This is a genomic window from Sphingomonas sp. (assembly GCF_041661825.1).
In the GTDB taxonomy this organism is placed as follows: domain Bacteria; phylum Pseudomonadota; class Alphaproteobacteria; order Sphingomonadales; family Sphingomonadaceae; genus Sphingomonas.
Window position 1 is genome coordinate 295713 of sequence record NZ_JBAZTU010000003.1, and the last position, 15062, is coordinate 310774.

The 15062-nt window shown below is 65.8% G+C and carries 9 protein-coding genes; 1 reads left to right on the top strand and 8 read right to left on the bottom strand.

Annotated features, from left to right (window positions below):
- The first annotated feature begins 262 nt into the window (after window positions 1–262).
- Window positions 263–1369, top strand: a complete 1107-nt coding sequence (locus WC729_RS14315; protein ID WP_372853877.1) for a ComEC/Rec2 family competence protein — start codon at window positions 263–265, stop codon at window positions 1367–1369.
- 27 nt (window positions 1370–1396) lie between these two features.
- Here the strand turns inward: WC729_RS14315 and WC729_RS14320 are convergent, their stop codons facing one another.
- Genes WC729_RS14320 through WC729_RS14355 form a run of 8 tightly spaced genes read right to left on the bottom strand, consistent with a single transcriptional unit; the run spans window position 1397 to window position 15050 of the window.
- Window positions 1397–1978, bottom strand: coding sequence for a T6SS immunity protein Tdi1 domain-containing protein (locus WC729_RS14320; RefSeq protein ID WP_372853879.1), 582 nt, complete (start codon window positions 1976–1978; stop codon window positions 1397–1399).
- Between the two features lie 13 nt (window positions 1979–1991).
- Window positions 1992–5438 (bottom strand): DUF4157 domain-containing protein, encoded by a 3447-nt coding sequence (locus WC729_RS14325; RefSeq protein WP_372853881.1) that lies wholly within the window; start codon window positions 5436–5438, stop codon window positions 1992–1994.
- A 1-nt stretch (window position 5439) separates the two neighbouring features.
- Window positions 5440–7392 (bottom strand): ATP-binding protein, encoded by a 1953-nt coding sequence (locus WC729_RS14330; protein ID WP_372853883.1) that lies wholly within the window; start codon window positions 7390–7392, stop codon window positions 5440–5442.
- A complete protein-coding gene (locus WC729_RS14335) occupies window positions 7389–9125 on the bottom strand; it encodes a hypothetical protein (RefSeq protein WP_372853885.1) in 1737 nt (578 codons plus the stop codon). The genes WC729_RS14330 and WC729_RS14335 overlap by 4 nt, the downstream gene beginning before the upstream one ends.
- Before the next feature lie 7 nt (window positions 9126–9132).
- A complete protein-coding gene (locus WC729_RS14340; RefSeq protein ID WP_372853887.1) occupies window positions 9133–11148 on the bottom strand; it encodes a hypothetical protein in 2016 nt (671 codons plus the stop codon).
- A 21-nt stretch (window positions 11149–11169) separates the two neighbouring features.
- Complete coding sequence (locus WC729_RS14345; RefSeq protein WP_372853889.1) at window positions 11170–12495, bottom strand: IPT/TIG domain-containing protein; 1326 nt, start codon at window positions 12493–12495, stop codon at window positions 11170–11172.
- An 18-nt stretch (window positions 12496–12513) separates the two neighbouring features.
- Window positions 12514–13788, bottom strand: a complete 1275-nt coding sequence (locus WC729_RS14350) for a hypothetical protein (protein ID WP_372853891.1) — start codon at window positions 13786–13788, stop codon at window positions 12514–12516.
- Window positions 13785–15050, bottom strand: coding sequence for a hypothetical protein (locus WC729_RS14355; RefSeq protein ID WP_372853893.1), 1266 nt, complete (start codon window positions 15048–15050; stop codon window positions 13785–13787). The genes WC729_RS14350 and WC729_RS14355 overlap by 4 nt, the downstream gene beginning before the upstream one ends.
- Between the last annotated feature and the right edge of the window lie 12 nt (window positions 15051–15062).

Genomic DNA, 15062 nt, shown 5'->3' on the forward strand with positions numbered 1-15062 from the left:
CATGCATGCAAGATTGCACAACGCTGAACGGGCGTGGCGTGCGTAACGCGGGGCGGAATCGCAGCCTGCCGTAATTTTCCTCGTTCGTCTGCGGAACTATGGCTATCCCGGCTGGCTCGCAAACGGCTTCGCCCCATGCGTATTTCTGTATACAAGTCTTGTGGTGTGCATGGTGGAGCGATAGAGCGATCGAAACGACGCAGCCGCCAACCGCGGACGCGATTGCCGGCCAAACGACCGGATACCCGAGAGGAGCAGGTCTGTGACGATCACCCGACATGGCAGCATCGCACGCAGGCTTGCCGCAGCCATTCCGGCCCTGCTGCTCGCCGTGCCGGCGACGTTGCCGGCCGCGGACGCACCGGCCAAGCCGCTCCGCGTGGTGTCGATCGACATGGAGGGCGGGGGCGGCACGCTGTTCGTCACGCCGCAAGGGCGATCGGTACTGCTCGATGCCGGGTGGCCGGCCGGGATCCGCGGCACGCCGCTGGCGCAATCAAGCGCCAACCGCATCCTCGCCGCGACCAAGGCGCTGGGCGTCAGCAAGATCGATTACCTGATCATCACGCATTACCATCTCGACCATGTCGGCGGCATCCAGGATCTGCTGGCCGCGATGCCGGTCGGCGAGATCATCGACCATGGCCCCAATCGCGAGCTGGCGCCGGCCGGAACGATGCCCGGGCCCACTGCCACGGCATCGCTCTATGCGCGCTACGAGGCATTGCTCGACGGACGCAAGCATCGCAGCGTGAAGGCAGGCGACCGGATCACGGTCGGGCCTTTGACGCTCGACATCGTCTCGGCCGATCGGGGTCTTGTACCGGCGGCGCTCAAGGGGGCAGGCGGGCCGACGCCGGGCTGCGAAGCGCCGAGGCTGCCCGACATAGGCAATGGCGGCGAGGAGAATCCACGCTCGATCGGCATTGTCGCCAGCTATGGCAAGGCCCGGATCGTGAGTCTCGCCGATCTCACCGCCGATGTGGAGATCGGGCTGGTCTGCCCGGTGAACCGGCTCGGGCTCGCCGACTTGCTGGTCGTGTCGCATCACGGATCGCAGTTGAGCACCACGCCGCCGTTGCTGGCAGCGCTTCAGCCGCGCGTCGCGCTGATGGCCAATGGCGCGACCAAGGGCGGCGACGCACGGGTGTTCCAGACGGTCGCGGCGGCACCGTCCCATCCGGTGGTATGGCAGCTCCATTATGCGACCAAGAGCCCCGAAGTGAACCGGCCGGCGGAGTTCATCGCCAATCCGGACGGCGTGGAGGATGGCGGTTTTGCGCTCGATGCGTCGGTGTGGCCGGACCGGCGGATGACGGTGACCAACCTGCGGACGGGATATAGCGAGGAGTATCCGGCGCCGCGGTGAACAGGATTCTTGCGTGGACCGCTGCTTTCAGGCGTCCACCGACTGGATCGGTGCCATCTGACTCAAGAGCGACAGCGCGACGCGGGCATCCTCTTTCGCTATCTCCGCGTCGCTGCGCTTGCCGCCGAGTGCCAGCGCCGGCGCGAAATTATACATCTCGTTCCATTTGAGCGGGCCACATTTCTCGCGCGCCGCCGTAGTTTCGCCAGGCAGTTCATCATTGAAGTGGAAATCGTCCTGACGAAGCGTGGAACTGAACAGCCAATCGGGATCGCTCGTTTGACCAATGCGTGCCTGATCGTGCGGCATCACGAGCCAGAATCGGTCCCCATCCCAAGCGATCAGATCGCCGAAACTCGAGCGCAACAACACGTCGCAGGCTTTCGCATCGTCCGGTAGCCAAGGCCGTGCGGCCTCTTCCCAGTCATCGGGATCGCACGACCATATCGTCTGATCGTTATAGGACGCCCAGCCGTCGCGTTCGAGGATCTCGCGCATGACCTTGGGGATTCTGCGGCCGAGCCGTTTGCGATCCTTGGCAGTGAAAGGACGATACGCCTCATCCGGCTTATAGGCAGAGAGGAAATTCCGTGCGGCTTTCGATAGCATGGCGTCACTTCTTTCAATTGTGGTCAAGTCGTACGAGCATTCCCACTCGCCTCCACAACGCACGAGCGACCTTGAGTTTCTTCATCTCATCCTTGATCTTGCCCTCGATGATCACGACGTGATTCTGGCGACCCGGGACAGGCGCCCGGGGGCTCATGCCGGCCCAATTGGCACCGATGTCGCCATTGACGATATTGCTGCCCACGTCGGTGATCTTGTTGTAGCGACCGCCCGCATATTTGTCGGGTTCGTGGAGCACGGCCTGCCCCTCCATCGCTTTCTTCGCTTCGGCCTCGGCCGTCGCCTGACCCAGGCCACGGCGTTTGGTCGAGTCCGAATAAGGCTCGAAGATCTTCTCGATCATCGACTGCGCGCCCGGCATTCCCGCCTTGCCTGAAATGCGGCGCACCGCCGGGAACAGGTTCGAGCCGATTAGCGGGTGAGTCAAACGCTCTGCCAAAGCACTTTCGATCGCTTTCCTGGCTGCCTTGCGTGCCTTGTCGTCGAGGTTGTCGGCGTCAGGCTGAGCGGAGAATTTGGCGAATTGGGCGCGGCGCTCCATCCAGATATGGACGCTCCAGGCATTGATCTTGGCTTCCTGGCGCTTGAGCTGTCCGGTGTATTCGCCGTTGAGGTCCGGATGGCTCGCCTTGAACCCCCGCATGAACATGCAAGGTACGAGGGTCATCTTGTCGGGCACCTTGGCGCCCAGCGTGTCCAGGATGGTGACCAGGGACGGCCGAAGCGTTTCCTCCTGCGCCTCGATCTGGTCGTCCAGCGCATCGCGCTCCGCGGTGCCGATCGCTTTTTTCGCGGCAACCTTGGCGTCTTTTTCGATGCTTTTGGCAATGGGTGTCGCACTGCCGATCGCAGCAAGCACCTTGCCCTTGTCCGGTTCCTCGAGGTCCTTGGCGCTTTTCTTGAAGTCCTTGAGATGATCGGTGAGTTTCTTGGGCGTGCTCGCCATCATGACGTCGGCGCTGCCGCCCTTTACATCGACCCAGAGCTTGTGGCCGCCATCGGGCGCGCTGAAGCTCACCTTCTTGCCCAGCTCGCCGTCCGTCGGCTTGTCGCCCTTGGCCGGGGGAACCGGCTTCTTGTCCTTTCCAAACAGCATTTTGCCTAGTTTCTTGGCCTGCTCGACGATCCATGCGACCGCCTTGTCGAGCCCCTTGTCGATCGGGGCGCGGACCTTGGCGACGAGTTTGAGAACCGCGTCGGAAACCTTGCCCAGCCCGGCGATGCGGGCGAGGAAGCTGATCACCAGCGTCAGCAGCCCGGCGAGGGTCTTTTCGACGCGATTGGCGGCGGGGCCGATATTGCCCGCGGCGATCGTCGCCAGCGAATCGATGAAGCTCGCGGCCACCGCCGCGATCTGCTGGAGCCGCTCGACGAAGAACATGACCGTATTGTAGATGGCGATGATCGCCTGGATCAGCGCGCCGGCTGGGCTGAGCATGGACAGGAGCTTCGTGACCGCTGCCTCCACGACCTTGCTCTTCACGAAGTCCATCACCTGCTCGATCACCATCTCCTTGAGATTGTTGAGCGATTCCAGGATTTTCTGCCACGCCGCCGCCGGCCCGTCAGTGACGAGGGTCTTGACGATGTCGAAGCCGGTTTCGAGGGCGACGACGACGGTCTCGCTGGTCGCCTTGACCAGCTTGGCACGGATGTTCGCCCAGGTGAGGCCCAGGACCGACAGGACGAACTTCAGGATTTCGCGGAGCGAGAAACCCTGCGGGATATAGACGCCAGCGCCCGACATCGCGCCGGTGAGCCAGCCGACCAGCGATGCCTTGAGATGCGTAAGGAAATTGCTCGCGAATTGGCGGAAGCCGAGCTTGCCGGCATTGACGAGGGTCTGGACGAAGCCGACCGGGTTCTTGAGGATCTTGTTGAAGGCGGCGCCTGCTTTGGCGATGTAGGGCATCGCGCCGGGCGCCACGACCTCGACGATGATCTTGAGCAGGTCGATGACGGTGCCGAGCGCCCATGAGCCGAAATCGCCCATGAAGTTGCCGAAGACCTTGGCGAGCTTGATGAAGGCGCTGGGCAGCACCACGAAATCCATGATCTCGAGGCCCTTGAGCGCGGCGATGAAGCGGCTGGGGATACTGGAGACCAGCGCCTTGATGCCGCCCATCGCGCCTTTGAACCAGGCCCAGGCGCGGGGGATCGCCTTGGCGCGCTGGATGTTCGCCCAGAGCTCGTCCTGGCCGACCAGGGTCAGCAAGCCGCCGATCACTGCCTCGGCGGTTGGCTGGACCGCTTCGCCCGTCACCGGATCGAAGCCGATCACGACTTTTAGAAGCGGGTAGCCGGCCGACCCTTCCGCGAGCGCTGCCAGGGGACGCAGCACGGCCTCGCGGACCATGCGGAGGATTTCGCTGAACAGCGACTTGGCGAAGGAGATGATCTTGCTGATCGGATCCGTGAAGATCGACTTGGCGCGTTCCCACACGCCGCTGAGGTTGAAGATGTCCTTCCAGCTCAGCGATTCGAGGAATTTGTCGATCGCGGCCTTGATCGAGGCCCCGCTGATGCCGAGCGACTTGAGCTGGCCTTCGATCCAGCCGCCGACCTTGTCGAAGATGCCGTAGCTGTCGAGCACGCGGGTGATGACGTTGCCGCCGGGCAGGAACTCGACGATCGCGCGCAGGATGTTGGCGGCGCTCGCCTCGACCGCACTCATGTTGATCGGGTTCACGCCGATCAGGATGGTGAACATGCGGAAGCCGGGGATGGCATTGGCGGCGTCGGCGAAGAAGTTGAGCGCGTCGCTGAGGCCGAGGCGGCTGGCCTGGCGTTCGGTGCGCTGGGTGACCTGCGTATCTGCGGCCGGGTCCGCCTTGCGCTGGATCGTCTCGCCCTGCTGGATGGTGTGAGTCAGTTCATGCGCGAGCAGTTCCATGCCGCCCTTGCTGTTCGGGTCGTAGGCGCCGCCGCCGAAGAAGATGTGGTTGCCGAAAGTGAAGGCGCGGGCGCCGAGCTTGGCGGAAAGCTTTGCGGCATTCCCGTCGGTATGGATGCGCACGCCGGCGAAGCTCGCGCGGAAGCGCGGCTCGAGCGTCTTGCGGACCTTGGGCGGCAGCGCGGCACCACCGGTTGCGGCCTTGCGGACTTCTTTCTCCACATCGGGGTCGGCCCCGGCGGCGGCCTTGGTGCCCTTCTTCGCGGTCGGTGCGGCGGCGCGGTGCAGCATCGGCGCACTGCGATGCGTCGCATCCGGCGCGGGAGCCGGCATCGAGACGACGGCCCTGGCGACCCGGTCGGCCTCGACCTCGGCTGCGTCGCTTGGTTGGGAGACGCGCAGCGATGGCTGGATCGTGCGCTTGCTGAGCAGGGTGGAGCGACTGCCATCGAGCGCCGAGCGGGCAAGGGTGACGCGGGCCGGCTGGGTGGCGCGCACGGTGCTGCGCGTTTCTTCGGCCTTCGCCTGGCGCGCGCTTTCAGCCATGTCAGCCGACGGCCGCGAGCGGCAGCTTCAGGGGGCAATAGTCGCCCGTTTTGCGATATTCGCGCACCACCGCGTGGCGCAGATCGGCATCCCCGATCGGCACGCCGGCATCGAAGGCGAGCAGCCGGGCATGCAGCGCGACGTTGCGGAGCTGCCCGCCGCTCAAGGCGCAGCGGCAGGCGATGTCGTGGAGCAGGCCGGGGGATACGCGGTGCTCGCCGAGCAATTGGCGCAGGATGTCGTGGCGACGGATTTCGTCGGGCGGATGGAAGGTCAGGACGGCGTCCATGCGCCGCGAAAAGGCCGGGTCGATCCGGTCGGCATCGTTGCTGGTGACGACGAGGATGCCGTCGAAGGATTCGATCCGCTGAAGCAGGAAGTTGGTTTCGAGATTGGCGTAACGATCGTTCGAGGACGAGACGTCGGTACGCCGCGCCATCAGGGCATCGCCTTCGTCGAGCAGCAGTACGATATTCAGTGATTCAGCGGCGGAGAGCGCGCGCTCGAGGCTTTTCTCGGTCTCGCCGATATATTTGCTGACCGTGGCGGCGAGGTCGATGCGGTAAAGATCCTTGCCGAGCGCGGCAGCGATATGGCGTGCGGCGAGCGTCTTGCCGGTGCCGCTGGGGCCAGCGAACAGCGCGCGGACGCCGCGACCGCCGCCGGGCTCGCCCAGCGCCTCGCGGTGGCGGCAGCGCAAGATCAGCGCGTCGAACTCGGCAGCGTCCTGGGTTTCGAGCTGGAGCGGCTCCGGCGCGCCGTTCTCGATCGGTGTTGCCAATGCGTCGAGGCCGGCATCGCGCAGATCGCGCAAGGCGATGATCACATCCTCGCGCATGATGGCGGGATGACCGGCGAGCGTGGCACGACTGGCAGCGCCTTCGGCCGCGCGGCGGATATTGCCGGAGGTCAGCGAGAGCTCGGAGAGCGTGGCAGCGAGCGGGGCGAGGCCGACGGCGCGCCATTGCGCCTGGCGCGCGGCGGCGTCGGGCATCGGGCGCGGGATCATGATGGTGGGGGCAGTGCCGGCCGCGCGGACACCGCCGATCATGCCCGTGACCACGCCGACCGGGCCGGCGAACAGGGGATGTGAGGGCAGTTCGATCGTCTCGCCCGGGGCAGGCTGGAGCTCGGCCAGGATCAGGGCATTGCCGGCATGGGCGAGCGCGCCGGCGGTGCGCCACAAGGCCGGATCAGTGAGCAGCGCGGGGGCGACGGTCAGCACATTGAGCCCGGCGCGGCGCGCGGCGGTGCGGAGCAATGTACGCCGGCCATTGCTGCGCGGGCCGCGGACCAGCAACAGGGCGCTGCGGTTCGCGGCAAGCATGTGAGCGAGGCTGGCGGGATCCGGGTCGCCGACCCAGCCATCCGGATCGGAGAGGGTGCCGCAGGGCTCGAACAGCGCGCCATCGAGGCGCGGGAGCGCGCCCGACAACAGGTCGAGCAGCGGGTTGGCGAGGCGCAACTGCCAGTCGGGGCGCGCTGCCTGTGAATCCGTGACGGTGACGACGCCGCCGGCGATCATCTCGAGCAGCAGATCGCGCACCGCGCCGCCCTCGCGGCCGGGAACTGCCTCGCGCCACAATGCGGTGAGGCCGCCCAGGGTGGCGAAGCCGGGCGTGGCCTCGGCCAACAGGGCGAAGCCGGGATCTTCCTCGATCAGCGCGATGGTCGCGATCAGGTCGCGATGGAGTGTCGGACGGCCGGATGTCAGGCGCGTAAAGGGAAGACCGGGGGAAGCGCTTGCCCAGGCGTCGACGGCAGCAGCCCATTCGGCGGCAGCGGGCGAGCCTGGGCCGCCCCAGAGTTCGGCACATTCGTCGAGATAGTCGGCAAGGAAGGCCGGGCGATCATCCGGCGCGATCAATTCGGCGAGGCGCAGGACGGTGCCGAACAGGATGAGCCGGAAATGGCTCGCAATGCCCGGATCGAGCGAGGCGAAGCGGGTGCTCATTCGAACGCGAAGGCGATCGAGCGCCCCTCCGCAGGCTGCCAGCCGGGATTGCGGTCGAGCCCGGCGAGGCGGAGTTCGATCGAGTGCCGGTCGAGGCCGAAGACTGCCTGCAGGTCGAGATCGCGGGTTTCGATGCGCGCAGGCTGGGCCAGGAGCATGAGGCCGGAACCGGTTAGATGCTCAAGCCGGGCGTTCAGATAGAGAGCAAGGCAGGCGGCCCAGCGCTCCTTCAGCGGGAGGCGCGCCGGTGCCCTCGAAGCGAGACGAGCGCGGCGCTCGCGTGGCCGTAGATCGCGCTCACCGCCGTCGACGAGCGGGAAACCCGTTGGATGCCATAGGGTGGTTCGGCGACGACGACGTGTCAGGCGGCGAGCGACGGGGGTTTCGAAACCGGCCAGCCAGTCGGGCTCGATGCGCCAGTTCGGCGGCAGCCGGCCACTCTCGGCATGGGCGGCGATCCAGTTGGCGAGCGGATCGCGGCGATAGCGCGCACCGAACCAGTAGCGGCCGATACGGTCGGCCAGCCAGAGCGGGGAGGGATCGAGGCGTTTGCCCCTGGGTTCCGTAAAATCGGGGTAAAGGCCGAGCGCGACAAAGGCGTTCAGCAGGAAGAGCAGGCCCCCGAAATCGGTCGAGAAGCGGATGTCCGGCGCGAGAAGGGTGGCCGGCAGGACGGGGCGCGGGATAGAGTCTGTTGCCGCCGCAGCAAATGCCGGCGGCGGTGCGAATGGCCGTTCGATTGCTGCGTGGGAAGCTGCAGCAATTTGCGCTGGGTCGAGGGGCACCCGAGTGGCTTTGACGCTTTCACCCACGCTGGCCGTGCGCCGCAACCGGGTCGATTGGATCTGGCGCGGCTTCGGTCGCGGCGTGGGGCCGGCAAGGGCGGGCGGCTCAATCGGATCGACCAGCGTTTCCGGTGCATGGAGAGCGGGTCGGGCGGCGAGCCTGGCGATCGCCGCGGCGACCGCCATGGGCTGGCCGGATGTGATCGCGGGTTTTCGCGCGAGTATCGCCGTGGCGAGGAGCAGGGCACGGGCGGGCTCGGGCAGGGCGTGCCACTCATTGCCGTGCTCGACCAGCCAGGCGACGGTCTCCAGGAGGAATACAGGAGTGGCGGTCGGCGCCCCGGGTATATGGAAATGGCCCGACAGGTGCGCGGCAGGTTCCAATTTGGTCGGGGCGGAAAGCGGGAGCGAGAAGCTGGTCTCGATCCCTCGGTGCGCCATGGCAATGTCGGTGGGTTCGAAACGGGCGATCCAGCGGGCGGCGATGCCGATTTCGGCCAGGCGCGCGATTGTCGCCACCAGCGCCGGAGCATCGCGAAGCAGCATGGCGCGCTGCCAGGCAACAAGGCTCACCTGGCCGGTGGCCCGGCAAAAGGCCTCCTTCGCGGCGATCGAGCCATCGCCGATCCACAACCGCACCAGCCAGGCGGAATAAGTACCGCGACTGGTGAAGCGATAGGGGCGGTCGGGCACGAAACCCCGGCCCCAGCCACGCTCCGCCCCGGCGAGCAGCTGCCGGAGCGCGGCGAGGATGCGATCGGGCATGGGCGTCGCAGCGACCCGACCGCGGTTCGGCACGCGCACGCGCAATCGGGGCACATAGAACAGCTCGCCCTCGCCGAGCCCCAGGCTTTCGACCGGGACGCGATCGAGCCAGTGTTCGACATCACCGCGCGTGACGGCGGAACCGACCACGCGCGCATGATGGACGAGGAGCGGTGCCTCCACGAGCGGCCTAGGCCGGCTTCTTGCCGAAGATGCCCATCAGCAAGGCAAGGCAGCCCTTGGGAAGATCGTCCGGGCGGGTGCCGCCATTGCCGGGCCCGTCTCCCCCGCTCCCTTCGACCGGCTTGTCGGGTTCTTGCCGCTGCGGCTTGATCGGCTGGAAGGGGGGCGCCTTGGGCAGTTCGGAAACATCGCCATGTGCCTGGTCCCGGTTCGCCGAGATGCGCACGCCGATCGTCACCGTCCCCTTGTGCGGGACCTTCAGGCTGACCATCCCCGCGCGATGGCGGACAAGGCCGCCACCCGAGAGCGACCAGTTAAGGCTGTCGTTGACCCCCTGGTGTCGCGCGGCGATGCCGAAATCACCGGGCGCATTGTCGAGGATCTCTGCCTTGATGCCGTTGATCTCGACGGTGCGTCCGGTTCGCCGGAAACCCTCGGTGATCCAGAGATAGACCACATAATCGACCCATTGCTGGCCTTGGGTACTGACCATCGATTCCCTGGCCAGGAAGACGTCGCGCTTTTCACCGGCGTCGAAATGCAGGGCGCCATTGACAAGGTTGAGTGTCAACGGATCGATCGACCTTGGGTCCTTGAGCAACTCCTGAAGCACGATCTTGCGGCAGCGGGTGAACAGCACGAATTCGTGTTCGCCCTCGGCGGGCTCGGGATAGCCGGCGCCGCTGATCTCCGCGTCGCGCTTGATTTCGGACAGGCCGGCGAAATCCATATTCCGCCGCGTGCTTGATTGAGAGAATGTGACGTCCGTCAACGCATCGAGCTGAACCCACATGCACTGATGCTGATGCGGCGGCTTGTACTCGTCCGGTACGTCTCCGGCGTTCCAGACATGCAAAGTCTCGCCGGACGCAGGGGCCATCAATGTCCCCAGACCAAGGTTGATCAGAGGCGACGGATTATCGCAGGCGCCGGGGTGCCATGCCGTGAACTGACCAGCGCCCAGGCCCCAGTTCGCGAAACGGACTTCGGTACGAACATCGGTGACGGCCGGCCCGGTATTCTCGAGCTGGGCGACCAGCACATTGTCTTCCGTGCCGCTGATGACATTGGTGAGCGGCGCGGCCGGATTGTTCTTCGGGCGACGCCCGATCCCCATCGCGCCATTCTTGAATCGCACGCCTTCGCCTTGCGATACGGCGGATTTCATGAGCCCATGGCCAAAGCTTGCCGCCGGAATATCAGTCGATGTGCCGATGACGCCTTCGAGTTCGAGCGCGTTGCGCGGGAAGCGGAATTGGGTCGCCTGATAGCCGAGCGCGCCGCCGTCATCGAACCGCCAGGCACGGAACACGTCGACGAAGAGGCCGAAATCGTCGTTGAGATTGATCCAGTCCGCACCGCCCACCGCAGTGTTGATCGGCACGCGGATTTCGATGCTCCAGGCGCATTCGGGCGGCGGCGCATCGACGGAGGGCTTCCATGAGCGCACCCGGACATTGAATTTGTTGGTGTCGCCGACGTTCGCGGGCGGATCGACCGTCCAGTTGCCGCTGTCGGAATTGCGGGCATACCAGACCGGGCCGATATGCGACGGTTTGTTGGTGCGAATGTCGTAGGTCGCATTGTCGGGAGCTTCGGGGAGGTGATCGCCCGCATGCATCGGGTCGAGATCCGGCTTGGCCGCTCCCCAGCCTATGCCCAGGTTCATCGGATCGAAGGCATCGGGCACGTCTCCCCAGACGGGAAAAACATCGACGCGACGTTGCACGCCGTTGGAACTCGTGCCGCTCGGACGAAAGGCCACGACGACGCCGTCGATATCGTCGAAACTGGAATCTCCTCGGCAAGAAATGCCGATGACGATCGTGTCGCCGTCCTTCACCGTCTGGATGACCACCGGGGGCAATCCCGCCCCGCCGAGGGTCATCTTCCCGCCATTCACATAGCCGGGCTCCGCCTCTGGCGTGTTGACGCCGGCATCGACGGTGACGAATCCGTCAAGTGTCGGCTTGCCGGTGACTGGATCAAAATCGGCGAAGACCAGCTTGTTGTCAGCGCTCATCACTCTTCTCCTTTAGGTCGGTCACTTGCCTGCGATCGGAATGCGCACGTACGAGGTGAAGTCCGGCTGGGCGCTCTGCCGGGTCGCGAAATGCATGGCGCTGAGCAGGATGTGCGAGACGGTGTCGGTATCCGCGACCGCCGAGCTACTGATCTGCAGCTGATAGGGGATGATCTTCGTCGCACCCACCTCGACCAGGTCCTCCGGCTTCGACGAGGTGGGCTCGATCGTCCACCGGCCATTTTGCGGCCCTCCGCCTCCGGATGGCGTGCCGGGTTCGGGGACCCCCTCGAACAGATAGAATCCGCTTCCCTGCGCGTTGGTCGAGACCTGCAACGGCAGCGCCAGCTTCACCTGGGATGGGGCGATCCGGAAGCCTTTCGGCTCGCCGTTGATGTTGAGCGAACTGAGCTTCGCCGAGCTGACGAACTGCGCCACGCTCAGCAAGGCACGGTTATCCGGGAGCTTCGGCGTATCCCCGACCGCGAAGTGGAGAGGGGCGCCCTGGCCCTGGATCACATCGACGGTAGTGCTTTCGGCGCGCAGCCCGACATCCGCGACGCCCGCATTGGCCGGAACCTTCACTTTCATCGCAATGTCGAGCGAGGCGCCCGGCTCGATCGTCACCGGTCCCGGCGGAATGACCTGAACCCCCGCGAGCCATGCCGCCGCATTGGCCGTGCCCGACTGGACATTGACCGTCGGGATGAGATCGAAGGTCTGGCTGACATTGACCTGGCTGTGGATGTGCCAGGTAAGATCATAGGTCGTGCCGATCACGATCACGGGCAGCGCCGCGCCCTGATAGGTCACGTGCGGAAAACCGGTGGGGGTGATCACCTGAGGCACGACATGGATCTTGACGGCGTTGGACGTCTTGCCGTTGCACGTGACCGTTACGGGGATATCGGCAGGCAGCCCCTGGAGGCTCACCGGCACGGGGAGGATGAGGTGCATTTCATCGGATTCGAGGAAGAAGTCGGTGATCTTCACGGTGCCGAACGACACGACCGTATCGACATCGTCGGGGCGGAAATTGGCGCCGACAATCGTGATCTTGCTCGTTACCGGCTTGTCGCCTTGCGGCTCGATATGATCGATCACCGGCCCGCCCGAAGCACCCTCGATTGCGGCGAGACGGATCGACAGATCGTTGATGTCGCTGAGCATCTGGTTGAACAGCTCGGCCGTGATCAGATCGCCCGGGGCGACGCCTGACGGGCGCAAGCCGATCAGCTGTTCGAACAGGGCGTTGCGTTCCGCCTCGGTGAGCACCCCTTCGAGCGCGTCGAGGATGCTCGACATCGGGACTGAGATGCTGCCGGGGTCTGAAGTGGTTTGAACCATGATCGATCCTTTCCGGCGTCAGCCGCCGCCGAGCGCGTAGTTGGCGTAGTTCCAGCGGTGGAGATTGAAGCGGGCGTCGCCGCGGAAGGCGATGTTCGCCGAAGCGAAGAGCAGATACGGGTCGGGCTTGGCCGGATCCGCGGCTGCCTTGGCGCCCGCGATCAGGTTCTCCGCGACCGCGTAGAGCCAGACGATCTCGTTGCTTGCCGAGCGGATCGCCGGGAAGGCGAGGCTTTCCCGGATCAGCTGCTCGACGGTCGCGCTGTTGATATGGACCGGACCGCGGATCGTCATCCCGCCGAAGAAATCCTTGGCCTGGTCAGCGGTCATGCGCGGCAGGATGCCGACTGGTGGCAAATGCGGGAAATGCGTTCGGGCCTTGAGCGCGGGGGTGTTCGCGGAGCGCAACTCGTTGAAATGCGCCTGGAACTGGGCCAGCATCGCGCGGCCGGTGACGATGCGGTACGGCGCGGTGGCGCCGTGAAACGCGCCAGGGGAATCGGGGAGCGAGAGCGGGCGGCGGACCGCCCAGCTGTCGAGCAGGGTCAACTCGGCCGCGCCCTTGAAGCCGATCAGCGCGAGCGCGACCTCCTGCTGGCTGAAGCCGTAATTGGCCATCTTGTCGAGCAACGGATCGGTACGCGCACCGCCGGCAACGAGCGCCGTTGCCCAATCGACCAGCACGCCCGGGCCGAAGCATTTATAGGCGAGGCCGTTGCGGAAACCCGGGTCGGTAACGGTCAGGTCCGCATAAAGCGAGGAAGGCACTTCCAGCAGGCGGAAGCGGACGCCGTCGATGCGCCGATCGATGTCACAGGGCGCGCCGGTCGCACCGAGCCCGTTGGAGGGCGCCCGGCCGGCGGCGGTCTCGGCCGGCGCAATGGTGAGGAGATACAGGCCTTCGCCCGCGACATAGGTGCCGCCCGCGAGCGGCACGCAATCGTCGAACGCACAGCCGCCAGTGGCATAGCTGGTCGAATCGGTGCGTGACAGCCGGATGCGTTCGGGCTGGGTCAGGCGCAGCAATTGGCCGGTGCGGCTGATCGCGAGGCCGGGCTGGATCTTGATCGAGGCAAGACTGTCATCGGCATCCGGCGGCAGCGCCGACACGTCGAGCCCGAAGGCAATACCATCCCCTAGCGCCTCGCCCAACCGCGCTTCGCTGCCGCGACGCGCGCGCTGCTCGCGCTGCATGTCGCCGCCGGTGAGCAGGCGGCCATTGAAGAAGTTGACGCTTTCGATGCCGCCGTCGCTCACCGGCTGCTCGAGCGCGAGGAAATCGCCGTCGCTCATTTGACCAGGCCCGTGATGTGCCAGGTGCCGGCACCGTCGGACACCAGGCTGACCGCGCCGCGCACCGCGAGCTTGAGCTCGCTGCTGCCGTCGATGCTTGTCTTGTTGGGCGTGCCGACGGTGATCTCCGCCTTGCCGCCGGCCTTGATGCTGAGCTCCGCCCCGAAATTCTTGGACGCACCCGGAACGGTGACCGTGATCGGCACGTCGGAGCGGACGATGGCGACCCGTGTCTTGCCGGAGATCGGGCCTTTCGCGGTGAGGACCTCGAAGCCCTGGCCAGTTGAATCAGCCACGACGACCCCGCCGAAGCTCGACTGGGCTATGCCTGCCGAGAGCAGCACCGGGCGGCTGCTGTCGTCAAGCGCCACGGCGCTGAAGTCTCCGTCGACCGACCAGGTTTCGTCAGTCCTGACGATCGGGACCCAGAGTTGAGCGAGGAGCACGCATTCATTGGCAGGCACCGATGCGGCGTTGCAGCGCTGCGCCGCGACCCTGGGACGGATCTTCGTCACCCACAGGGTCTTGAGCGCGGTGCGGAAGCGAATGCCGAGGTCGGGATTGATCAGGAGCGGCGCGATGTCGCCGGCGGCCGGCTCGGCCGCGTCTGCCGGATAGACGCCGAGCGCGAGCTGGAGCTGGATTTCGGCGATACGCAGCGCCTCGGCCAGCCCGGCGGCATCATTGGTCTTGCTGCCGTCGGTGCCGAGCTGGGCGAGGAAGGTGTCGAGCGCCGGGATCGCCTCGACCTCGGTCATCGGCGGGGCTTCGAAGGCGAAGTTGATGCTGTAGTCGTCGGCGATGCGCGACGGGGCCATCAGGTTTTCATCGCTGCGGCACGGCTCGCCGGGGATCGGGACCTCGGCGACGGCGCAGTCGACATAGCAGAGCGTGAGGTACAGGTTGAGGCTGATATGATCCTCATTGGGATCGGCCAGCATCAGGCGGATCTTCTCCTTGATCTCGTCGCGGGCCAGCCAGGCGTTGAGGCTTCCGCATTGCTCGCGACCGACACAGATGAGCTGACCGCTGGGTGCCGCGGCGGCGCCCGGGGTGACGCGGACGCGGGGGCCGTTCAGGCCGTCGTCCTCGACCGAGACGGCGAGGCCCGACAGCGTGCCATAGCCGAGGAAGTCGCGGACGATCCATTTGTCGCGCGCCGAATGATAGGCGAACTCCTGACGATAATCGTCGGCGCCCAGGACCATGCCGGGCACGAAGTTGACGTGGCGGCCGGGGTCCGCCGCTGAGGCCGTTGCCACGGCCGTGAATGG